At 48.8% G+C, this 21,806-nt stretch carries 21 protein-coding genes; 7 read left to right on the top strand and 14 right to left on the bottom strand.

The genetic code is table 11. The features are described from left to right. Positions 1-222: 222 nt before the first annotated feature. Positions 223-1,554: a sodium-dependent transporter gene (locus tag DFR60_RS03720; RefSeq protein WP_110321698.1), complete on the top strand. Its 1,332-nt coding sequence runs from the start codon at positions 223-225 to the stop codon at positions 1,552-1,554. A gap of 22 nt (positions 1,555-1,576) precedes the next feature. Here the strand turns inward: DFR60_RS03720 and DFR60_RS03715 are convergent, their stop codons facing one another. From DFR60_RS03715 to DFR60_RS03695, 5 genes are read right to left on the bottom strand one after another with little or no spacing between them, the layout of a single operon-like run. Continuing rightward, a complete protein-coding gene (locus DFR60_RS03715) occupies positions 1,577-2,755 on the bottom strand; it encodes a TolC family protein (RefSeq protein ID WP_110321697.1) in 1,179 nt (392 codons plus the stop codon). A gap of 8 nt (positions 2,756-2,763) precedes the next feature. Then, positions 2,764-3,915, bottom strand: coding sequence for a TolC family protein (locus DFR60_RS03710; RefSeq protein WP_110321696.1), 1,152 nt, complete (start codon positions 3,913-3,915; stop codon positions 2,764-2,766). Continuing rightward, positions 3,899-7,000, bottom strand: coding sequence for an efflux RND transporter permease subunit (locus DFR60_RS03705; protein WP_110321695.1), 3,102 nt, complete (start codon positions 6,998-7,000; stop codon positions 3,899-3,901). The genes DFR60_RS03710 and DFR60_RS03705 overlap by 17 nt, the downstream gene beginning before the upstream one ends. Position 7,001: 1 nt before the next feature. After that, a complete protein-coding gene (locus DFR60_RS03700) occupies positions 7,002-8,069 on the bottom strand; it encodes an efflux RND transporter periplasmic adaptor subunit (RefSeq protein WP_110321694.1) in 1,068 nt (355 codons plus the stop codon). A gap of 16 nt (positions 8,070-8,085) precedes the next feature. Then, the gene (locus DFR60_RS03695) at positions 8,086-8,700 is read right to left on the bottom strand and encodes a TetR/AcrR family transcriptional regulator (protein WP_110321693.1); all 615 of its coding nucleotides are present in this window, start codon (positions 8,698-8,700) and stop codon (positions 8,086-8,088) included. Between the two features lie 294 nt (positions 8,701-8,994). Here DFR60_RS03695 and DFR60_RS03690 point away from each other — a divergent pair, with 294 nt between their 5' ends. The 5 genes from DFR60_RS03690 to DFR60_RS03670 all read left to right on the top strand — a co-directional run bounded on the left by DFR60_RS03690 (position 8,995) and on the right by DFR60_RS03670 (position 13,150). Beyond that, a complete protein-coding gene (locus DFR60_RS03690; RefSeq protein ID WP_167437518.1) occupies positions 8,995-9,666 on the top strand; it encodes a response regulator transcription factor in 672 nt (223 codons plus the stop codon). Then, a complete protein-coding gene (locus DFR60_RS03685) occupies positions 9,663-10,694 on the top strand; it encodes a HAMP domain-containing sensor histidine kinase (protein WP_110321691.1) in 1,032 nt (343 codons plus the stop codon). Before DFR60_RS03690 ends, DFR60_RS03685 begins: the two co-directional genes overlap by 4 nt. Before the next feature lie 82 nt (positions 10,695-10,776). Then, on the top strand, positions 10,777-11,775 hold the full coding sequence (locus DFR60_RS03680; protein ID WP_110321690.1) for a choloylglycine hydrolase family protein: 999 nt from the start codon (positions 10,777-10,779) through the stop codon (positions 11,773-11,775). A 281-nt stretch (positions 11,776-12,056) separates the two neighbouring features. Continuing rightward, positions 12,057-12,482 carry a MarR family winged helix-turn-helix transcriptional regulator gene (locus DFR60_RS03675; RefSeq protein WP_110321689.1) on the top strand — a complete coding sequence of 142 codons (426 nt, stop codon included), beginning with the start codon at positions 12,057-12,059 and terminating at the stop codon, positions 12,480-12,482. Beyond that, positions 12,479-13,150: a YczE/YyaS/YitT family protein gene (locus DFR60_RS03670; protein WP_207659495.1), complete on the top strand. Its 672-nt coding sequence runs from the start codon at positions 12,479-12,481 to the stop codon at positions 13,148-13,150. Before DFR60_RS03675 ends, DFR60_RS03670 begins: the two co-directional genes overlap by 4 nt. Before the next feature lie 193 nt (positions 13,151-13,343). Here the strand turns inward: DFR60_RS03670 and DFR60_RS03665 are convergent, their stop codons facing one another. From DFR60_RS03665 to DFR60_RS03625, 9 genes are all read right to left on the bottom strand, one after another. Next, positions 13,344-14,123, bottom strand: coding sequence for an inositol monophosphatase family protein (locus DFR60_RS03665; protein ID WP_110321688.1), 780 nt, complete (start codon positions 14,121-14,123; stop codon positions 13,344-13,346). A gap of 254 nt (positions 14,124-14,377) precedes the next feature. After that, complete coding sequence (locus DFR60_RS03660) at positions 14,378-15,037, bottom strand: HDIG domain-containing metalloprotein (protein ID WP_110321687.1); 660 nt, start codon at positions 15,035-15,037, stop codon at positions 14,378-14,380. Beyond that, entirely contained in the window at positions 15,034-16,935 is a 1,902-nt protein-coding gene (locus DFR60_RS03655) for a thioredoxin domain-containing protein (RefSeq protein WP_110321686.1), read from the bottom strand. The genes DFR60_RS03660 and DFR60_RS03655 overlap by 4 nt, the downstream gene beginning before the upstream one ends. 38 nt (positions 16,936-16,973) lie before the next feature. Further along, entirely contained in the window at positions 16,974-17,138 is a 165-nt protein-coding gene (locus DFR60_RS31125) for a DUF255 domain-containing protein (RefSeq protein ID WP_110321685.1), read from the bottom strand. Between the two features lie 192 nt (positions 17,139-17,330). Further along, a complete protein-coding gene (locus DFR60_RS03645; RefSeq protein ID WP_110321684.1) occupies positions 17,331-17,702 on the bottom strand; it encodes a DUF3795 domain-containing protein in 372 nt (123 codons plus the stop codon). Between the two features lie 19 nt (positions 17,703-17,721). Next, on the bottom strand, positions 17,722-18,300 hold the full coding sequence (locus tag DFR60_RS03640; RefSeq protein WP_110321683.1) for a methyltransferase family protein: 579 nt from the start codon (positions 18,298-18,300) through the stop codon (positions 17,722-17,724). Then, complete coding sequence (locus DFR60_RS03635) at positions 18,297-18,869, bottom strand: GNAT family N-acetyltransferase (protein WP_110321682.1); 573 nt, start codon at positions 18,867-18,869, stop codon at positions 18,297-18,299. The genes DFR60_RS03640 and DFR60_RS03635 overlap by 4 nt, the downstream gene beginning before the upstream one ends. Before the next feature lie 235 nt (positions 18,870-19,104). Further along, on the bottom strand, positions 19,105-19,677 hold the full coding sequence (locus DFR60_RS03630; protein ID WP_110321681.1) for a phosphoribosyltransferase family protein: 573 nt from the start codon (positions 19,675-19,677) through the stop codon (positions 19,105-19,107). Positions 19,678-19,692: 15 nt separating this feature from the next. Further along, positions 19,693-20,751: an NCS2 family permease gene (locus DFR60_RS03625; protein ID WP_110321680.1), complete on the bottom strand. Its 1,059-nt coding sequence runs from the start codon at positions 20,749-20,751 to the stop codon at positions 19,693-19,695. A gap of 178 nt (positions 20,752-20,929) precedes the next feature. Here DFR60_RS03625 and DFR60_RS03620 point away from each other — a divergent pair, with 178 nt between their 5' ends. Beyond that, entirely contained in the window at positions 20,930-21,805 is an 876-nt protein-coding gene (locus DFR60_RS03620) for a LysR family transcriptional regulator (RefSeq protein WP_110321679.1), read from the top strand. The last annotated feature ends 1 nt before the right edge of the window (position 21,806 follow it).

The following is a 21,806-nucleotide window of genomic DNA, read 5'->3' as shown; positions in this document are numbered from 1 at the left end:
TGTTATATAACACCGTTATAATACGACAAAAAAAGGAACCAGTCAATACAGCGTACTGGTCTATTTTTCTCAGCAGCCATTCTATTGGCCTCAATTGAGAATTGCTATTTCCCCAATTATTCAGTATAATAGAAAGGCTGTGTATCGGCACGCCCATTTTCAGGCCTTGGCCTTCGGCGTGTACACACGAGAAAAGAACATATAATTGGGGGTTATGGACTTATGAAAACAAACAACAAATGGGCCAGCAAGATGGGCTTTATCCTGGCTACCGCCGGCGCAGCCATCGGCCTGGGGAATCTCTGGAAGTTTCCGTATCTCATGGGGCGTAACGGCGGATTTCCGTTTCTTATCGCCTATCTGTTTTTTATCTGCATACTGGGCGTTCCCGTCATGATCACGGAAATGTCCCTCGGACGGAAAACCGGTAAAAATCCGGTTCTGGCGTATGATACGATTCATCCGCATGCCAGGATTGTGGGCTATTTCGGTGTTTTGGCGGCCTTCGTCATCCTGTCCTATTACGCCATTATCGGCGGATGGATTATCAAATACTTTGTCAGCTATGCGACCACATTTCAGGCCCCCGCTGATTTCGGGGCATTTACGGCCAAGCCGGTGGAACCGCTTATCTGGTTTTTCCTATTCATGCTGATCACCGGCCTGATCTGTTATTTCGGCGTAAACGGAATCGAAAAGGCCAGTAAATTCATGATGCCGGCGCTGTTTGTCATACTGATCGTCATCATCATCCGCGGCGTTACACTGCCGGGTGCCGGAGAAGGGATTGCCTTTATTTTTTCACCCAAATTTGACGCATTTAACATCACCTCGGTAAGCGCGGCTTTGGGACAGGTCTTCTATTCCCTGAGTCTCTGCATGGGTATCACCATCACCTATGGAAGCTATTTAACCAAAGAGGTCAGCATCCCGAAGAGCTGTATCAATATCGCCGCGCTGGACACCACCATCGCCGTGCTGGCCGGAATTGCCATCTTTCCGGCCGTATTTGCCAGCGGCCTGGAGCCGGCTTCCGGACCCAGCCTGATCTTTGTCACACTTCCAAAAGTTTTTGACGCATTAAAGGGCGGCACTGTTTTTGCAACCCTGTTCTTTTTACTGGTATTTTTTGCCGCTGTTACCAGCGCCGTAGCGCTTCTTGAGGTATGCGCGTCCTTCGTCATGGGTACGTGGCACTGGAGCAGAAAAAAAGCCGTGCTTCTCTTAGCCACGGCCATCTTCCTGCTTGGAATCCCCAGTTCCCTGTCCTTTGGACCACTGGCGGATATCTCCATACTGAATTACAATATATTTGATTTTGTCTGCATGCTGACGGACAACATCTTTCTTCCGCTGGGCGGCATCTTCATGTGCTACTACGTAGCCTGGAAATGGAGCCCCAGGAATCTGATCGCGGAAATCGAACAGGACGGCGTGCGCTTCAAGCTCGCAAAGGCCTGGGTTTTCTTAATCAAATTTATCACTCCTGTAATGGTCGCCATCGTGACCATTACAGGGTTTATTACCATTTATCACACAGTTACGGGGCGGTAATCATACCGCCCCTGTGTTCTTCTTAAAAATCTGCAATACCGTTAACCGCCCACCAGTAAGTCTCCAGCGCCTGAAACAGATTCAGCTCCGCAGACTCAAAATTATTCTTTTTCTGAAGGTACTGAATCTGTTCCTGCAAATATCCGTCATTGCTCAGCATCCCCATTTCATGCTTTTTCTGAGCGCTGTTCCACGTAATATCCGCGGCATAATTTCCGGCCTCTGCGGCGTCGTAAGCAGTTTTGGCCTGCTGCACATCTTCATACAGCTGGTTCATCTTCACGGTCAGCTTCTCTTCCATCTCCTCCACTGTACGCGTCTTCTTGTTGACACCCGCCGTACTTCTTCCGGAAGACTGGCTTCGTTCACTGATGATATCATAGTTATTGGTGATGGCTTTCTTCGTATCCTCTTCCAGATTCATTTCATCCATCTTCTGTACGTCCACGGAAGGTATCTTCTGAATCGTCACCTCCCCTTCTTCTCCAACGCCCAAAAGGATACAAAGATTCTGATAAATGGCCGCTTCCCCGGACTTCATGGATTTTAGTGAAGCTCTGGCAGACTCCCAGCTGCTGCGGGCCGTCATTACCTCCTGATCTGTCGAAAGGCCTGCCTGCTGCCGTGTCTGCGCATTGTCATACTGAGTCCGCAGTAATTCCTCCATTGTGGCTAAATACTCTTTCTGAAGCGTCATGGACTGATACGACATCATCAGGCTCTGCGCCGCATTGGTCAGCTGCTTTTCCAGCATCACCCTGCTCTTGTTCGTGGAATTCTGATCTAACCGGTCCAGCATCTTGTTGTAACTCTTAATCGAGGATTTGTAGACGGCTTCGTAGGACGCATATTCCGCATAGCTTACCATATCTCCTTCGTCCTTCGCCTCATCCTTATTCCACCTGGCACTGGCCTTTTCAGAGCGAAGATATTCCAGGTCCTCTGTGTACGTTTTCCTGCTGTTTTCGACACCGCTGGCCGCATTCTGAACGGTTACGTTATTAGCATGGATCAGACTCCCCAGTTCCTCATATTCGACTGTCTGATCCCGCAGCCGTTCCTCTGCAATCTGATTTCCGTCAACTGCCTGATACAGCTCTTCCTCCGCCCATGCGGTCATGCTGCCTGGGCCGGAGCAGGCGAGGATACCGGCCAGCGCGGCACAGATATACGCATTTCGCACGCTTTTTTTCTTTGCCATTTTCCCTCCTACTCCGCACTGGCCAGGCCGTTTACATTCCACCGGTACGTCTCCAGAAGATCTATCAGATTTAATTCTGCAGTCTTCACAGCCAGCTCCTTCTTTGTCAGAGCAGCCTGCTGCTGCTCGTAGTCATACCTTGTAATCATCCCGGCCGACCATTTCTGAACCGCCTGTTCCATGTTTCTGGCCTCCGCCGCCGCATCGCTTACGGCCTGTTCATAGGAAAGCTTCCCTGTCTGAAGTCCCTCCCACGCATTGGTAACGGAAACTTCGATCTGTCTTTCATTTCCGCTGATCGTGTTTTTGATTTTAGCCTTGCTGTCCGCGTCATCCGCGTTCTCCAGTTTCTTTCTGTTGATCCGAAGCGTGTAATTCTTCTCCAGCGCAGTCTCCTGGTCCGCCTGCAAATCTATGGAATCCAGCTCCGCCATGATATTGTCCGGAAGCCCCGTGATCTCCGGCTGGTCGCTCCCCTTCCAGCCAAGCATGATGATCAGCTCCTGTCTCGTGCGCTCAATCTCCTGCTTTAAGCCGGAAATGGTTTTTTCCTGTTCCAGGACGCTTTCCTGCGCACTCAGAACATCTGCCTCCGTGGCCATACCCGCCTGACGTTTTGCAGCCGTCAGGGTCTCTGTATTCTCCAGCGTCTTTTTTTGAGCTTCCGCCGCCTCCAGCTCCAGCTGGTTCTTGTAATAGGAGATAAATTTCGACTGCGCCGACAGTACCAGATTATCTTCCGCCTGGGAATAGGACAGATAGTGGATTTCACTGTCCTCCAAGTTGTCATCCGCCTGCTCTCTCAGCTGCTTTGCCTGGATATCCAGCTGTAAATCACTCACTCTGGACATGGCGCTGTCGTCCCCGGATTTCTCCGCCTCCAGATCGTCCGCAAGATCTCTGTACGCCTGGGCGACATCATCCTTTTTCTTTCCATAGTCCTTGATAAACTCATTGTATTCGTACCGGTTATTCTGGACTGTGACATTATATTCATGAATCAGGTCCGCAATTTCCCCGTACTCCAGCACATTGTCCCGGAGACTGCTCCATTCCCCGGCAGTTCGGGAGAACTCGGGACTGGCCATGGACGTGATGGGGAGACTCATCCCCATGACGCCGGCCAGAAGCAGGATCTTTAATTTACTCATTCTCCTCATCCGATGCCCTTCCTTTCTTCCTCCTGTTTCTGCTCCTTTTCCTCTTCTTTTCCTCTCTGGCCTCCTGTTCCTTCGGGGTACGGCTCATGATGCTGTAGAACACCGGCAGCATCAGAAGGCTTAAAACTGTCGACGCGGTCAGGCCACCGATATTAACGATAGCCAGCCCCTGAGTCATGGAACCGGTATTCCCCATCGCCATGGCCATCGGAATCATGGAAATAATGGTTGTCAGCGTCGTCATCAGGATCGGACGCAGCCTTGTGGCTCCCGCCTCAATTAAGGCAGTGTCCCGGTCCATGGTCTCACGGTACTGGTTGACCGTATCCACATAGAGTATACCGGCATTTACCACGGTACCGACCAGCATAAGGAATCCTACCAGAGAAACCATACTGATCTTACAGTCAGTCAGCCACAGGAGGCCGAAGGATCCGATCAGGCTGAACGGGATGGTGATCATGACCATGAGTGAAAACTTCGGTGATTCAAACTGTGCCGCCATAACCACGAATATAAGGAATACTGCGGTTGCAATGGCACTGAACAGGGCGGAAAACTCTTCATTCATGGACTGATCCATGGAATTCATGCCCGTGGTAACCGTCTCGGACAGATGCGGCTGTACCACCTCCGAGTTCAGGGTCATCATACTCTGTTTGGTAGCCAGCTCGGTATAATCGGCCGAAACTGTTATTTTATACTGTTTATTCTCACGCTTGATGGAGGCCGGACTGTCCTTGAATCCGATATCCGCTACATCTGTCAGCAGAACGGAGCCATTGGCCCCTGCGTCCAGCACAATTCCTTTGATCTGATCCAGCGTTTCATACGTTCCCTTTGTATACTCTACCATGACGGATATTTTATCTCCATCCACGTCAAGCTCAGTCGCCTCGATTCCGCTTAACATATGGTTGATCGTGCTTCCGATGGAAGAAGCAGTCAGTCCAACAGCCTTGGCCCTGATGGCATCCACTGTAATCTCGACCACGGGGGAGGAGTTCTCTGCGTCGGAGTGAACCTTTGCCACCTCATCCCGCTCCATTAAATCTGATACGATCGCATCGGAGGCGGCCTTTACCTCATCGTAATCGGCGCCCTGGACAATGGTTTCGAAGCTCTCTCCAAAGGAAGACATCATGCTCATGGAACCACCGACATCTACCGTGATATTACAATTGGCCACATCCTGCAAATCTTTTTTCCACTGGCTTGCAACCTCCTGCGTGGACATGGATCGGTTATCCTTTAAGTAAGCCGTGATCGACGAGCTTCCGCCGCTCATCATGCCGCTTCCTCCGCTGGTGGTCATATAGGAATCCAGGTCCGAATGCTGGAAAATGATTTCTTCTATCTGTCTCAGTACCTGATCCACGCCCGCGGTCTCCAGTCCCGGCCTCGTCTCTACCGATATTGACACCTGCCCCTGGTCATCGGAGGCCATCAGCTCCATATCCAGCTGCGTAAGCAGTAAAAACGAGAGAACCAGCAGGAGGACGGAAGTCAGCATGACGGTCTTCTTTTTCGGCAGAATCACACGCATGGCGCTTCTGTATAAATCCTGCAGTCTCACGATTGGCCCGGATAACGGAGCCCTTGTTCTCTCCTTCGGCCGGTACAGCATATAGCACAGCGGGACCACCGAAATGGAAGAAAGCAGAGACGCCGCCATACAGAATACAATTGTAAAGCCTAACGGGCCAAACAGCTGGCCAGTCATTCCGTTTAAAAACGCCAGCGGAAGGAATACGACACAGGTGGTCACCGTGGAGGCCAAAACAGAGGCGCCAACAATTTTCGTTCCCTCCAGGGCATCCTTCATATACTCAATCAGCCCTGACTCTCTGTTTACTGAAACCCGGAAACAGCTCTCCAGCACTACAATGGAGTTGTCAACCATCATGCCGACGCCCAGCGTCAGCGCACACAGCGTAATGACATTTAAGGACAGTCCCATCTGATTCATGGCGATTAGTGATGCCAGGATGGATACAGGAATCGAGCTTCCTACAATCAGGGAGGCTTTAATATCCCCGAAAAACAGCCAGATGATTACCATGGAAATAATGACAGCCAGCACCAGGGTCTCTACAACCGACAACAGGGAGTCCACAATGGAATCCGCACTGTCGCTTACCACGGTGATATTCAGCGCCGGGTCCTGTCTTACCAGAGAGTTTATAACTTTTTCCACAGCGGAGGAAAGATTCATCGCCGTTGCGCTCTGCTGCTTCGTGATCTGCACGGATATGGTGTCATTGCCGTTATAGCGCGCAACACTGTCCTCGTCATCCGAAGCTGTGTAGACATTGGCTACATCGGCCAGAAATACGACGTCGCTGCTTCCCGTTGTAAGCGGGATTTCCTTAAGCAGCTCCTCGGTATCGTAGTTCATTCTTGTGGATACAGACAGTTCCTGGCTTCCCACCTTTGCAGATCCGGCGGGATAAGCGATATCCGCAGCCTTAATGTCACTTGCAATGGAAGAAATGGTTACGCCATACTGCTTCATCTTCTCTTCCAGAAGCTCCACCCTGATATAGTTTTCTGCACCGCCTGTCACCACGACCTCGGCCACATCGGAAAGCTTCTCAAACTCGGGAACAATATCATTGTTTACATAATCATACAGATTATCTTTCTCTGGATTGTCAATAACCATCGTAATATCCGAGGAAGAATTTGCGTTCATCTCAATCACGGTAGGCGTTTCCACATCAGACGGCAGTTCCCGCACAACCATATCAATCTGCTTCTTCAAATCATCGTACGCCTCCGCCATGTCTGTGCCGTACTCATATTCCAGCATGATCATGGAGGTACCTTCGCTTGAGGTAGATGAAATCGAGTCGAGGCCGCTCAGCGTACTCACTTTTTCCTCGATGGGCTTCGTCACTAGCTCGCTCACATCCTCAGGACTGGCGCCGGAGTAGGAGGTGTAGACGATCATCATGGACATATCCATATCCGGTGACAGCTCCAGCGTGGCTCCGGTTATAGCCTGGTAGCCAAAGACAATCAGGCACAGGATACACAATACTGCTGTAACCGGCCGTTTCAGGACAAATTTCGTAATTCCCATATCATTCGTCCCCCTTTAAGCGGACCCTGGTCCCTTCATGCAGCTCCGTGCTCCAGGTTACCAGCACCTCTTCCTCTCCGTTTAAACCGCTCTTCACTTCTATGTAATCCGCATCGTACAGTCCTGTTTCCACCTGTATCTTATGCAGTGTTCCTGTTTCCCTGTCGTATGTATAGACATAGGACAGCCCGCCGTCGTAGTATACGGCGTCAACCGGAACCATCATGACATCCTGTGCGCTCTCCGATACGACATACAGCTTCACCATCGAACCGGTGGAAAGCTTCGTTTCATCCATATTTTCATCGAGCCTCGCCTTTACTTTGAAAAGCCCTGTGGACGAATCTGCCATAGAACTCACCTCGTAGATCGTCCCTTCAAACTGTTCTCCGTCCTTCTCGACAATGATATGGTCCCCCTCTGTCAGATTCTTCTTGATCCGCTCCGATGTGGAGAATGAAACGATCCGCGCTCCCTCTCCGGAGATAACACAGATCAGGTCATTCTGGGAAACCGTGTCGTAGGTTTCTATATTGCAGACTTCCACAGTTCCGGTGATGGGGGCCGTGATCTGGCTGTAGGATACCTGGTTGTCATAATTGGTCTTTGCATTATTATAGGAAATCTGCGCTGATTTCACACTGTCCTGATACTGGCTGTAGGCCTGTTCGGAAATTCCTCCGCTGGCATACAGAACAGACTGTCTCGACAGTTCCTCGTTTGCCTGCTTTAACGCAAGCTGTGCGGACTCCAGCGAACTTTTGGCGCTCTCAATCTGTTTCGTATCAATCACACAGATGACCTGCCCGGCTTCCACAGTCTGGCCTGCCTTTATTTTCACCTCCGTGACATCACCCGATGCTTTTGGATAGATATAGACGACTTCCTCCGGCTCCACACTTCCCACAAGACCGGAAGACAGGATGATATCACCGTTTTTCGGACTCTCCACCTCCACGACCGGATCAGACACCGGCTCCGCAAATGTTTTTTTTGTCAACAGCTTTGGTACGATTACTGCACACAGGACCGCCGCCACGACGCATCCTGTAATAATTCCCTTTTTCATGGTTATCTCCTCTCAATCACCTGCTTAAGCATGCTCCCTTTTTTATCTGTAACAGCCTGGTCTTAAAATCTCTTTCGATTACCGATTCCACATTGCTGTCATGTAAATACATCTGAACGGATACCATGAGCAGTGACTGGCAGGTATCCTGCAGGACACTGAATTCCGTTTCCGTCAGATCTTTAAAACTGTCTCTCGCCGTATGTTCACAGATCCATTCTTTGTATTTCCTGTACTCCTCATCCCTTTTCCTGCTGAACGCTGCCTCATACGGAAGTACCGCATTTTCCGAGGCCAGATACAGCAGGCGGTAGATCTGGTTGGTCTTACAGATTCTCAAATGGTACTGCAGCGACGAGAACATCATTTCCCAGTAGTCGCCGCCGTTTTCAATTAATTTTCGTTTGTTGTATTCCAGCATGGTTTTCCACGTCTGATTTAATGCAAACAGGAACATATCCTCCTTGTCACGGAAATATGTATACAGGCTTCCTCTGGACACGTGGGCGCTTCTGGCAATCTTTGATATCTGAAGTTCCCCATAGGAAGTCCGTTGAAATTCGTGAATGACCGCTTCGCTTATTTTCTTCTTTTTTTCTTCCTGTAACCGGGTAAATCTTTGCGTCGGCATCTGTTATCCTCCTTTATTGAATTCCATGAGTCTGACAGCCCTCAGGCTGAAACCTTTTGAATTCCGGCTTATGACATATTATCACACCTGGATGAACCCTCTTTAAACTCATGATGAACGCAACATGAAATCATACTTTTTTCACACTTTTCCTGTTTTATTGCCGTTTCATTCATCTTTAATTCATGTTGGTCATGTATAATAGAAGAAATGGAACGTCTGGCCGCACAGCGGCCGTCTTATCAGTGGGCGGGAATTATTTCCCGCCATAAACAGGAGGTGAATTCTATGCTGATGCATAAAATTTTAATTATTGAGGATGATCCGTCACTTCTCCAGCTGTACAGCATTGCACTGAGAAAGGAAGGATATGACACATTTCTGGCGCATAACGGCCAGGAGGCGTGGGATGTGATTGAGAGAGAACACATTGACTTAATCATGACCGATATCATGATGCCTGTCATGGATGGGTATGAATTTGTAGAACTGCTGAGAAGAAGCAATCCCATGCTTCCGGTGTTAATGATCACGGCAAAGGATGATTTTTCATCAAAGAGCCGGGGATTTTCACTGGGAACCGACGATTACATGACAAAGCCCATCGATATTAATGAGATGGTTCTTCGCGTCAGGGCGCTGCTGCGCAGAGCGAACATAGAGTCTGAGAGAAAGCTGGTGCTTTCAGGTACCGTACTGGATTATGACGCGCTCACCGTGACTGTGGGTGACACCCCTCTGATGCTCCCTCAGAAGGAATTTTACTTACTGTTTAAGCTTGTTTCCTATCCTAATAAAATATTTACACGCCTTCAGCTCATGGATGAGATCTGGGGCCGGGGCAGTACATCCGATGTCCAGACCATAGACGTCCATATCAACCGGCTTCGCAAGCGTTTTTGTGACAATCCTGATTTCGAGATCGTCACGGTTCGCGGACTGGGATATAAGGTGGTGCTGAAATGATCCGTAAGTTCAAGCTGTCCGTCGCATTCTTTTTCACAATTACCCTGATTATGGCGATGGCTTTTTTCGCCACCGGTTTTCTGACGTATCTAAGCCTCCGCTCGGCTCCCGATCAATACAGCCGGCCGGCCGCCTGGCTCCCAATGCTGGGGCTTGCTACTGCCACAGTCGTTGTTTCCATATTTCTGACATTTATGATTTCCAGGACATTTTTTATCCCCATTGAACGGCTGATTGCCGCACTTAAAAAGGTTGCCTCCGGCAACTTTGACGTGCGCCTGCCGGAACAGTCCGAAACTCCCGAAGTGACAGAGATGAATGTAAATTTCAATAAGATGGTAAGCGAATTAAATTCCATGGAGCTTCTTCAGAGCGATTTTATTCAGAATGTCTCCCATGAGATTAAAACCCCGCTTTCGGCCATCGAGGGCTACGCTACCCTGTTGAATTCCGCACCGCTTAACGGAGAACTCCACGAGTACGCCAACCGGATTCTGGAAAGCACGCGGCAGCTCTCGTCCCTCACCGGCAACATCCTGAGGCTCTCCAAGCTGGAAAACCAGCAGATCTTACCGGAGAAAAGCTTATTTTCCTTAGACGAACAGCTGCGTCAGGCGGTGCTGTCCCTGGAGCCATTATGGAGTGCAAAGAATTTGGATATTGAGATCGACCTGCCCGAGGTGGAATATTATGGGAATGAGGATCTGATCTACCAGGTGTGGACCAATCTGTTTTCCAACGCGGTCAAATTCACGCCTCAAAATGGTACGATATCCGTTAAAATAGAAAAAGCCCCTGATTTCGTTTCCGTCGAAATCAGAGACTCCGGTGTTGGCATGGCAAAAGAAATACAAAACCATATCTTCGACAAATTTTATCAGGGGGAACGCAACCGGAATATGGAAGGCAACGGCCTGGGGCTGGCCCTGGTCAAACGGATTGTCGAGCTCTGCGCAGGCTCCGTCACGGTGGACAGCTGCCCCGGCGGCGGCTCTGCTTTTACGGTATCTCTGCCGTATTCCTCCTGATGATATACCTGGCTGAATATTTATGCGGCGGCGGGAATATACATAACCATATCTTATTGTTACCCGACATGGAGGAATTGAAATGTGCACCGCAATTACTGTCCAGACACCGCAAAGAGAAGCATATTTTGGCCGCACCATGGATTTTTCCTATCAACTGGAGCCGGAGCTGTATTTTATTCCAAAGGGGTATGAGTGGAAAAATCTCCTGAACACTCACAAGATCAGGAATCAATACAGTTTTATGGGAATCGGCCAGGATATCTCACGGATCATATTCGCCGATGGCGTCAACGAGATGGGGTTTGCGGCTGCAATGTTGTATTTCCCTGGTTATGCTGTTTACGATCCCATCGCCTCACCGGATTCTAAGGGACTTTCCATTACTGCCCTGGAGGTGGTTAATTTTCTGCTGGGATTATGCCCCTCCGTAGATCAGGCCGCATCCCTGCTCCGCTCTGTCAGGATCGTAGGAGCGGAAGATTCTGTCACCCACTCCATCGCTCCGCTTCACTGGATCATGGCGGATCAAAGCGGAAAATGTATGGTCGCGGAAAAAACTGCGGACGGCTTACACATCATGGAGAATCCCATGGGTGTGCTGACCAACAGCCCCGATCTTTCATGGCATTTGACCAATCTACGCAATTACATGAATGTGACATCGGACCAAACCCCCGAAAGGGAGTGGGATTCCGTAAAGCTTACGCCGTTTGGACAGGGAGGGGGAACCTTTGGCCTTCCGGGGGATTACACCTCGCCGTCGAGATTCGTGCGGACCGCATGGCTCAAGAGTCACACTCCGCTTCCTGCTGACAGACAGGCCGCTGTAAACACCTGTTTTCATATAATGGACAGTGTCACCATCCCAAAAGGGGCCGTCATGACCTCCCGAGGTACTCCCAGCTATACACAGTACACGGCGTTTATCGATCTTACCGCAAAAGAATATTTCTTTAAAACATATGATGACAGCCGGATTACCGCAGTGAAACTGCCTGCTGCGTCCGGAGGCGATCTAAAAGCGGTCTCCCTGGTACGCTTAAATAAACCGGCATCATTTGACTGGCTGGAGGTATAGGGGATCTGTGTGAGTGGATAGGGGAATTATCGAGCGTGGATTAAAACAAGTTTATGTTCTGAATTAAAAGCGGCCGCCTAACCGGCCGTTTTTATATTTTATAATTTATATTTTATAATTTATATTTTTATGTTTTATATTTGATATTCCTGGTTAGCTCCGGACAGGCTGTTCTTGACAAATCAAATATTTATGCTAGACTAATATCTGGCTCTTAATAGTTTGTATACAAATTATTTCTATACAAACTTTTTATCTGGTTCTATCTTGGGGGAGGTATTATGGATACAAGTCTTCACTATTTACTGATGGCAGCCCACTCTCTGTTTCAGAAAAAGGTATTCAGCGGGCTCAGCGATTTAGGTCCCGGGCAGCCTAAAATTCTGGACTATCTCGGGCTTCATGACGGAAGCGTGCAGCGGCAGATTGCCCAGGGCTGCCAGATTGATCCGGCCACGCTGACCGGCCTTCTTTCACGTATGGAGGAAAAACAGCTAATTGAACGCAGAACCGAAGGCGGCGACCGCCGCTCATTCCACGTCTATTTAACGCCGCTTGGCTGGAAAAAGCAAAGGGAAGTAATGGATGTGTTTCAGGAATGTGAAGAACAAATCTGCGGCGGACTAAGCGCCCCTCAGATGGACGCACTCAAGGAAACCCTAATTTCCCTATGCCGCAATATGACTGATTTGGAGGTACTGCAATGACCCGAAGAGAATGGTGCAGACGTTATCTGTTTTTTCTGGCCGGGCTTTTTATTAACTCGTTCGGCGTCAGCTTCATAACCAAGGCCGCCCTGGGGACTTCACCCATATCCAGCGTTCCCTATACATTAAGTCTCGGCTTCGCCCCCACACTGGGGATGTTTACTCTGTATATGAGTATTGTGCTCATCCTGGTTCAGATGATTTTGCTGCGCAGGGATTTTCCCCGGCAGTATCTGCTGCAGATTCCCGTGTCCTTTCTGTTTTCCTGGTTCATTGACATGACCATGGAACTGCTGGGATTCCTGACACCGGATGTTTATGCTGCCAAGGTGGTATGCCTGCTGCTGGGCTGCGGCATCCTGGGTTTCGGAGTATTTATGGAAATGGCCGCAGGCGTGGTCATGCTGCCAGGTGAATGCTTCGTCAACGCCATTTCCAGGACATTTCATACCGATTTCGGCAGGACCAAGGTGGCTTTCGATACTTCGATCACTGTGGCCGCAGCCATCATCGGACTCATCCTTTACAGGGAACTGGCCGGAGTGAGGGAGGGGACGATCGTGGCCGCTGTCCTGGTAGGCATGATCGCCCGACGGTTAAACTGTACGATCGGCCCCAGAGTCAATCTCCTGCTGACCGGCAAAAAATACCGCTCAATCACCAACTGATTGAACGATATTTTAACCATTAAAATAGTAGATTCCTTTCGTGGATCTGATCGAAAATCCTCTTGCCAAGGCCGCTGGGCAGAAGAAAATGATATAGTTTCAATAGCAAATTTAGCTGCCATGATGCGGAGCAATCATTCCTCCTCCGGAAATGCACAGGCCCCCAGGATACCGTATCCCTCCAAACCCGATTTTATAAGTATTTAGACGCCAAGAGACGGCATATCTCAGAATTGCCCGCCACAATGTTATTAACCATGCTGGTATCTGCCTGGGCTCCGCTGTAATCCAGGACGCTTCCGCCAGCCTCCCGCACCAAAAGCATACCTGCCGCAAAATCCCAGATCTTCAGGCCGATTTCAAAATAGCCTTCCAGCCTCCCGCAGGCTACATGTGCGAGATCGAGGGCTGCGGAACCGCTCCTTCTGATATCCTGGCAGTCCAGGAACAGGCGTTTAAACAGCTCAAAGTTTTCATCTGCCATTTCTTTGTGATAAGGCGAGGTGCCTATGGCAATCAGACTTTCCTCCATCTTCGTGGCACCGCTTACCGTAATCCGTTCCCCATTCAAATAGCTGCCGCCGCCCTTTTTCGCCTGAAATAGTTCCTTGCTGTAGGGATTGTAGATCATACCAAGCACCACCTCTCCCCCGCCCATCAGAGCCAGGGAAATACAGCTGGTATGGTAATCGTGAATCAGATTGGTGGTTCCATCCACTGGATCGAGCACCCACACGAGACCCGACTGATCGATTTCCTGGTTTGCCTTTTCCTCACTCAAGAACTGAATATGAGGATAAGAGACCTCTAAATGCTCCTGAATATACTGCTGTACCGCGTAATCCACTGCTGTTACGTAATCCGCAATTCCCTTTGTCTGAACCTGCCCGGCGGCCGTTCTATCCTGAAACAGTTTTCCTGCCTGCCGGAGATGGTGCTCCAGCTCCTCAATATTGATATTTACAGCGTCCATTTTCAATATCCCCTTCTTTCTTTTTCCACAGAACCGCCAGGCAGAGCCCTGCGCATCCGGCTTAGGCTGCCTCCTGCTTATACTTTGTTTCATCACTGTTTTCTGAAATTTATTTTTCTAAATAGTTACACTATATCAGATCACTGTTTAAATCTCAAGTCCGATATACCGCAGCAAACAAAGCGGCATAGCCAATATTGCCTATGCCGCTTAATTTGCTGTTTTTATAAGAGGTATTATCTTCAGCCCGGTTATTAGATGAAATCAAAATCCTTTCCTGGAACGCCGCATACCTGAAGAAAAGCCATGACGCTCTCTTTCTCCTTCTCAATATCCACACCGGCGCGTCCCAGCCTGTCGCAAAGTCCCAGCAGCGCCGCCTCCCGGATGTCCACGGAACGCTTCATCTCCTTCAGCTGTGCGCGTGCTGTCCCTTTTGTCACAAACAGGATTTGCATATGGTATCGCACCAGCCCGCAGACTGCATCAATAAACGCCTCATCTTCTGTAAAGACCAGAAGGAACTCCCGCGCCAGTTCCGCCCCCTCCCTGTCATGATTGTAGGAGGTGATCTTTCCATTCCGGAATCTGGTAACGGACGGCTTTCCAATATCATGAAGAAGGGCAGCCCACATAAATACCTGCGGATTTTGGCTTTGTTCCCGGCGCTTAGCCGCCTCGTCCACCACCATCATCGTATGAATCCATACGTTGCCTTCCGGATGGTATTTCGGTGATTGCTCTGTCTTTTTCATTCGTTTCAGAAGATCGAAGGGGAAATGATTAAATTCTTCCGTTTCTCCTACTTTCTCCAGATACTCGGATGGACGGTTGTCCAGAAGGAGATGTGATTCTATTTTTCTGTATTGCTCTTCCCCATACATCTCTTTTTCGTTTCTGTCTTTTAAGCTCATAACCATTTCTCCATCAACTGCTCCAGTTTCTCTACAGGAGGCAAACATCTGCTGCCGCTGCAGAGATAGAACAGCATACCGTCTTTCGGCACCGGATAATCTCTGGTATATGGCGCCAGCTTTGCCAGTTCCATTTCATTGTCCGCAGTCTTCACCACGACGGCCAGTCCCGGCACCGTTTCTGACAGATAGGCCAGACGGTTAAACAGAGTTTTCTGCTCTGCATCGCGGACAGCAGGTGAAGTCGTACAAACCAGTTCTTTTGACGGATACAGAACACTCATCATTGTCAGCAGCGCATAGCTGTGCCCGGCTGGGTATCCCTCCATGGCGCCGGCCAGATAATGCATCTGTTGATCCAGTATTTCCTGCCATTTTGACTCCCCGGTAATCTGAGCCAGCTGCTGAAGTCCCCGGGCAGCAGTCGAATTTCCAGAAGGCATCGCACCGTCATAAGTCTCCTTTGTCCTCACGATAAGCTGTTCCCCGTCTTTTGCCGTAAGATAGAATCCGCCCCGCTCCCGGTCAAAAAACTGCTCAATCATCGTTTCCGCCCACATGGACGCACGCGCGAGATAATCTTCCTGGAAGGTCACCCTGTAAAGCTCCAGCAATGCAAGAATATAGCAGGCATAATCGTCCAGCTTTCCCTCTCCCGCAGCATCGCCATCACGATAGCGCACCATCAGCCGACCGTTCTTCGCAAGGTTTTTACGGATAAATGCTTCCGCCCGCACAGCCAGATCCACATATTCCGTCTCACCCAGCACAGCTCCGGCCTTCGCAAACGCGCAGATCATCCAGCCGTTCCAGGAAACCAGAATCTTATCATCCTTGTGAAGCCGGGTCCGATGGATTCGGTATTCATATAGTTTTTGAAGGTCAGCTATTGTCAGTTCGTTTTCTGCCTGTTCCGCTTTTGTGTTTCCTGCTTTTACATCTTCCTCATACGCTTCATTTCCCAACAGATTCGGTATGCTTTTTCCTTCGAAATTTCCATGCTCCGTAATCCCATAACGGTCACAAAATGCCGTACCTGCGTTTTCGCCCAAGACCCTGCATATTTCCTTTGGAGTGAAAACATAATACTTTCCTTCTACGCCGTCGCTGTCCGCATCCTGTCCGCAATAGAATCCGCCCTGTGCATCCGTCAGTTCCGCACCCACATATGCAAGAATCTTCCGCGCCACGCCTCCATATAACTCACGGCCGGTCAGGCCGAAGGCTTCCACATAAGCCAGCGCCAACAGCGCATTATCATAAAGCATTTTTTCAAAGTGCGGCACCAGCCACCTTTCGTCCGTAGAATATCTGGAGAATCCGCCTCCAATATGGTCGAAAATTCCACCCCGGTACATCTGTACCAGCGTTGTTTCCGCCATAGTCAAAGCTTCCCGCTTCTTCTCCCTCGTTCCATATTCCATCAGAAACAGCAGATTATGGGGTGTCGGAAATTTAGGTGCGCCGCCAAAGCCTCCATTCTTCTTATCAAAATTGCCTGCAAACTGCCGAAATGCCTGATGCACCAGATCCATTCCGGGCTCCGCCGACACTGTCGCCCGCTCCTGTTCTTTCAGGTACGCTTCGATCCGTCCTGCGCTGTCTAAGAGTTTTCCTCTGCCCGTTTTCCACTGCCCTGCCACCGCAGTCAGCAGCTCTTCCAGCCCAACCCGACCATACCGTGCTTTAGGCGGTAAATACGTGCCCGAAAAAAACGGTCTGCACGCAGGCGTCATAATAATCGTGAGCGGCCATCCACCCTGTCCATTCATGGCCTGGCAGACTGACATGTATACAGCATCCACATCCGGCCGTTCCTCCCGATCCACCTTTACACAGATATACTCCCTGTTTAAAAGCTCAGCGATCGTATTGTTTTCAAATGATTCCTGTTCCATCACATGGCACCAGTGGCATGTACGTCATTGTAGACAGGTCAGCTATACCCAATAGATAGGAAAACAGGCTTATCCTCAAGCACTGCTTTCTCAAACGCATCCCCGCCCCAGGGATACCACTGCACGGGATTGTAAGCGTGCTGCAGCAGATAAGGCGATTTTTCATTGATTAATCTATTGGGTATATTTTTATGATTGTCCACAGGACCACCTCCTTTCTGTAAAAAGAGGGTATATTTGCAGCTGCAAATACACCCCCTATGAATGATCTGTGATTGATTGTTACCCTGCTATTTTCTCCCTGACAGTCCTAAATTATACGCGATCAGTCTGGGCACTGTTCAGACTCATACCGCAGTTCCTCTCTGAGTCTCCCTGTCTACCATCGTTACGATTTATTTTCCAGACTGGATAAAGGAAATCAGTGCTTCCACATCTTCAAAATCATCGTAATCCCCATTAATGCCCTCCCTGTGGTATAGGACTCCATTCTTTTCATTACGTTCCAGGCAGTCCAGCAGCGTTTCCACGCCGTATCGCTGAATAAATGTGCGGAATCCAAGCGGTTTTATTTTGCCCAGCAGCCCTTTTGAACAGGATTCGTCACAGACGTAACAGCCTTCAATTCCTTTTTCCATGGAACAGTTCCGATTTTCGCACCAGTCCCGGCCCGGACATTCACCGGAATTACAGCCTGCGCATGTGTCGTTCCCCGAACACAGACAGCAGGCAAGCCCGCATTTTGCTATACCCATTTCACGTTTCATTTGTATTCCCTCCATATCTTCATTTCGACCCTATATATCTGTAAACGTGTTCTCTGTATTTCTCGTACTCGCCGCCAAATGTATCTGTCATATATTTTTCTTCCTGCAATATCTGCATATGCAGCATCACCATTGCAAAAATCGAAAACACCAGTAACACAGGATTAAAAAACATGAGCAGCAAGCCGATATACACCAGATCAAATCCCAGAAATGCAGGATTGCGGCTGATACTGTAGATTCCAGTCGTCACAATCTCCGTTTTATCACCTTCCGGTATCCCGGCCCGCCAGCTGTCCCGCATTGTATAAACAGAAGCAGCAAAACACACCGCTCCGGCAAATGCTGCCAACGCCCCCAAATATCTGATCAAAGCCGGCATCCGGCTGGTCCCTGAGAGCAGGCTTATGATTTCCACAACAGGGACCGCATAAGTCGCCGCCTTCATAGCCATTTCCACCCGGAACAGACGTCCCTTTTTTCCGCCTTTGGCAATGTGATCGGTCTGTATGCCCTGCTTCCTCTGAGCCGCCATCTTTCCAAAATAAACCCCATAAAAAAGGAGCATCACCGCTAATCCCATCAGTTGAAATATCATAATTCTGCCTTAACTCTCTGTGTATTTGTCTTTTCCCACTGTTTCTTTGTCATACAGGTGATATGTTCTGTACGGGTATCATTCATCAGTTCCCAATGGATATTTTCATTGGTATGGTGATAAAGAAAGCCGCACTTTTCCTGAGAACGGCGGGATTTCTCATTTCCATCAAAATATCCGCACCACAGCTTCTCCATATGCAGTTCCTCGAAACTGTACCGAATCAGTTCGCGTGCCGCTTCCGGAATCAGCCCCTGGCCCCAATAAGGAACTCCGATCCAGTATCCGATTTCCGCTTCTGTATCAGGAATATTGAGATTGCTGTCTTTGCCTGCCATCAATCCAATACTTCCCACCGGAAGCATGGTCTCCTTTAAAACAACCGCATACGTTCCCTCCCTCGACAGGACATCCCTAATGATCTCGCGGCTGTTCTCCACACTTGTATGTACCGGCCATCCCGCGATGGGGCCCACTCTGTCATCCTTTGCATAGTTGTATAAGTACTCCGCGTCCGCCTCATCCCATGGTCTGAGAATCAATCGGTCCGTTTCCAATCTGTCTGTCACAAGAATACCTCCTGTTATTGCTTTTGAATTGTCTTAATCTCTATTATAAGGCGTTTTTGCTTATAATCAATGTTTATTTTTGTTTCTTCTATACTGACTGGATTGTTGTTTTAAAGAGATTCCTTCGATTCCTTCAAAACACGCTTTTATGAATTGTTTTGATATAAAAAGCAGATATGATCCATTCCCTCTGGAATGATATGATATCTGCTTTTATTTAAAGCTTCTTCTGCCCCTATGACTCCTTGATTTCATATTCGTCATCTTCTGTTTTCTGAAACAGCGGCAGTTTCTGCAAAAAGATAATATCATCCCGCTCCGCCGCATTTCCCTCCGCGAGCACTGCTGCCTTTTTGGTGACGATTCCCCCGGCACTCTCCACCAGTGCCTCCAGCGCGTAAAGCGATTCTCCGGTGGAAATGACGTCATCCACAATACACACCTTTTTCCCCTTGAGACTCTCTGCATCATGGCCGTCCAGGTACAGGTGCTGCTCTCCTGAAGTCGTAATGGAGTGTACCGAAACCGACACGACTCCGCTCATATAGGATTTGATGCTTTTCCTTGCAACGATAAACTCTTTTTTTCCAAGAATTCTGCTGATTTCATAGGTCAGCGCAATTCCTTTGGCTTCCGCGGTTATAATGACATCCACATCCCCGATCTTCTCGGCGAGCTTAGGCGCGCAGGCCATAATAAGCTCCGTATCCCCCATAATGACAAAACTTGCAAATGCCAGATTATCCTCCAGATCGATAAAAGGCAGTTTCCGTTTCACACCAAATAGATTTAATTCATAGTTTTTCATCAATAATTTCCTCCTTTACATTCCAATAATTCTGGCTGCAATTCCGGCAAGCATTCCGAGAAACGGATTGGAGACTGCCGTGACAACGAGTGCACTTCCGCCCACTGCCGGATTCACCGCAAGCGCCGCAGGCGCATCCAGCACAAATGTCTTGAACAGGCCCAGCACAAACAGAAAGCCTGCGATGGACGAGGACGGAACGTAATTGCCGATCTTCGGAAGCAGGCCGCTTAAAAGAATCACGCCTACCACTACCATCATCGCAACTCCGGCCCATACCGGGTGGGGCGCATTTGCGGTAGCGGAAATAATTGACTCAACCGGCGCGCCGCCGAAGAAGGAGGAGCCGATGTCCGCAAGGGACGAGATCAGGGTTAAATGATCCACATTAAAAGTATCTGCCCCCGCCATGCTGGCAGTAATTGCCCCGAAGGAAATGTTGGACCCGATATTTAAGCATACCATACCGAGTGCTCCAAAAATAACCGTTCCGTTTATCGTAAATTTCTGCCGCTTAAATTTATCATCGACAATAACAATATTCTTCTTTTCTTTATTCAGAACCGCAGAAGCAATGCTGGAAGCGATAACCGAAATAACAATTGTATAAACCAGAGTATTGGCGCTGGATCTGGTCAAAAGATAAGTGATAACAGCCGCAGCCAGCGACACTCCGCCGGCAATGTGATCTTCCTTTACCATGTTGACAGCCGCTTTCGTCAAAATCAGCCCCACGCCGGCCATCATTCCGTTCGCAATATCTGTCCCAATAAAATCCACAATTTTTGTGAGCATCCCACAAGCGCCGACCACCGCAAGAATGACCGCACCAATAAAGATCATGGTACACCGCTCCGAGCGGTTCCTGCCGCTGGTTCCCGCATAGGTTATGGTCTCCGCCTGAAATGAGATAGGCGCCACATTTCCCGTAATTACATTTCCTGCTGCTCCAATAAAAAACGCCATCGCCGTTGGGACAGCTGCAAATCCAAATGACAGCGCCAAAAGTCCCTGAGGAAGCGCATTCAAAACAACACCAAATACGGCAAGTAAATCTGTCAGTAAAGCATTCATCGTAATCTTTAGTCCCCCTTATTTTTATTAATTAGTATTGCTTATAATTATTATATCTTTTATAAGCATGCATTTTTAAAAACAATTTGCATTGTAGCATATTTTTTAATATAATAAAACTATCATTTTTACATATATTATATAATATTTTTATTATATTAATGAGGAGGGTTGCTCTATGACTTTAGAGTCTTACCGAAATTTTGTTGCGATTGTGGAATGCGGAAGTATTTTGGCCGCGGCGAATCAATTGCTGATCGCTCAGCCATCTTTGAGCAATCAGTTAAAAAATATAGAAGCCTATTATGGAGCGAAGCTGCTAATCCGAAACCGGCACAAACTGGAACTGACCGATGCAGGGCGCGTCTTTTATCTGCATGCCAGAGAGATCTGCCAGGCCGAGGAGAAACTTCACAACGAGATTCACAACAAAAAAACAGCTTTTTCCGAACTGCTAAAGCTGTCAATCCCTGCGGGAAACTCCGCCTATTTTCTGCACCATCTCTTCGATGATTTCCGGGCGGCTTACCCTAATGTCAATTTTGATTTTTATGAAATTCCCAGTGATTTTGCGATTCCCAATGTCCTAAACCACGTAACGGAGATCGGCCTCATACGTTCCAGCCTCCCTGGTTATGCATCCCTGGCCGTCTATCCCTATGAGAAAGAGGAGATCGTCGCTATCTGTAAACCAGATCATCCTCTGATGCAAAAAGGTGATATTCTCGATATCGCTCAACTGGCTGATTACCCGCTGGCAGTTCCCTTTGACTGCCTGGACCTGGTCCGCTCTTCCTTTGGACACCGCCTGCTTGCGCCGAATATTTCTATCATTACCTCATCCAACGCAACCGCCATCGAGTGGGCCAGATCCTTCGGCACCGTCGCGCTGGCCTCGCTGACGACTGCCGACTTTCAGCAGATTAAGGATCTGGCAGTGAAACATTTTTCTGATGACAATCTGTTTATTACCAGCGCGTTTATTATTAATAAGGAGTATCCGCTGTCTCGGGCGGCGCGGAATTTTCTGGGGTTTCATGGGGTTGAGATTTAAT

This window comes from Hungatella effluvii, from assembly GCF_003201875.1.
Classification (GTDB): Bacteria; Bacillota; Clostridia; order Lachnospirales; family Lachnospiraceae; genus Hungatella; species Hungatella effluvii.
This window is presented reverse-complemented; position numbering and strand designations above follow the sequence as displayed.

What these genes read in the sequence shown, in the direction of transcription:
- DFR60_RS03720 (WP_110321698.1), top strand. Translation starts at nt 223, where the DNA reads ATGAAAACAAACAACAAATGGGCCAGCAAGATGGGCTTTATCCTGGCT.
- DFR60_RS03715 (WP_110321697.1), bottom strand. Translation starts at nt 2,755, where the DNA reads ATGGCAAAGAAAAAAAGCGTGCGAAATGCGTATATCTGTGCCGCGCTG.
- DFR60_RS03710 (WP_110321696.1), bottom strand. Translation starts at nt 3,915, where the DNA reads ATGAGGAGAATGAGTAAATTAAAGATCCTGCTTCTGGCCGGCGTCATG.
- DFR60_RS03705 (WP_110321695.1), bottom strand. Translation starts at nt 7,000, where the DNA reads ATGGGAATTACGAAATTTGTCCTGAAACGGCCGGTTACAGCAGTATTG.
- DFR60_RS03700 (WP_110321694.1), bottom strand. Translation starts at nt 8,069, where the DNA reads ATGAAAAAGGGAATTATTACAGGATGCGTCGTGGCGGCGGTCCTGTGT.
- DFR60_RS03695 (WP_110321693.1), bottom strand. Translation starts at nt 8,700, where the DNA reads ATGCCGACGCAAAGATTTACCCGGTTACAGGAAGAAAAAAAGAAGAAA.
- DFR60_RS03690 (WP_167437518.1), top strand. Translation starts at nt 8,995, where the DNA reads ATGCATAAAATTTTAATTATTGAGGATGATCCGTCACTTCTCCAGCTG.
- DFR60_RS03685 (WP_110321691.1), top strand. Translation starts at nt 9,663, where the DNA reads ATGATCCGTAAGTTCAAGCTGTCCGTCGCATTCTTTTTCACAATTACC.
- DFR60_RS03680 (WP_110321690.1), top strand. Translation starts at nt 10,777, where the DNA reads ATGTGCACCGCAATTACTGTCCAGACACCGCAAAGAGAAGCATATTTT.
- DFR60_RS03675 (WP_110321689.1), top strand. Translation starts at nt 12,057, where the DNA reads ATGGATACAAGTCTTCACTATTTACTGATGGCAGCCCACTCTCTGTTT.
- DFR60_RS03670 (WP_207659495.1), top strand. Translation starts at nt 12,479, where the DNA reads ATGACCCGAAGAGAATGGTGCAGACGTTATCTGTTTTTTCTGGCCGGG.
- DFR60_RS03665 (WP_110321688.1), bottom strand. Translation starts at nt 14,123, where the DNA reads ATGGACGCTGTAAATATCAATATTGAGGAGCTGGAGCACCATCTCCGG.
- DFR60_RS03660 (WP_110321687.1), bottom strand. Translation starts at nt 15,037, where the DNA reads ATGAGCTTAAAAGACAGAAACGAAAAAGAGATGTATGGGGAAGAGCAA.
- DFR60_RS03655 (WP_110321686.1), bottom strand. Translation starts at nt 16,935, where the DNA reads ATGGAACAGGAATCATTTGAAAACAATACGATCGCTGAGCTTTTAAAC.
- DFR60_RS03645 (WP_110321684.1), bottom strand. Translation starts at nt 17,702, where the DNA reads ATGAAACGTGAAATGGGTATAGCAAAATGCGGGCTTGCCTGCTGTCTG.
- DFR60_RS03640 (WP_110321683.1), bottom strand. Translation starts at nt 18,300, where the DNA reads ATGATATTTCAACTGATGGGATTAGCGGTGATGCTCCTTTTTTATGGG.
- DFR60_RS03630 (WP_110321681.1), bottom strand. Translation starts at nt 19,677, where the DNA reads ATGAAAAACTATGAATTAAATCTATTTGGTGTGAAACGGAAACTGCCT.
- DFR60_RS03625 (WP_110321680.1), bottom strand. Translation starts at nt 20,751, where the DNA reads ATGAATGCTTTACTGACAGATTTACTTGCCGTATTTGGTGTTGTTTTG.
- DFR60_RS03620 (WP_110321679.1), top strand. Translation starts at nt 20,930, where the DNA reads ATGACTTTAGAGTCTTACCGAAATTTTGTTGCGATTGTGGAATGCGGA.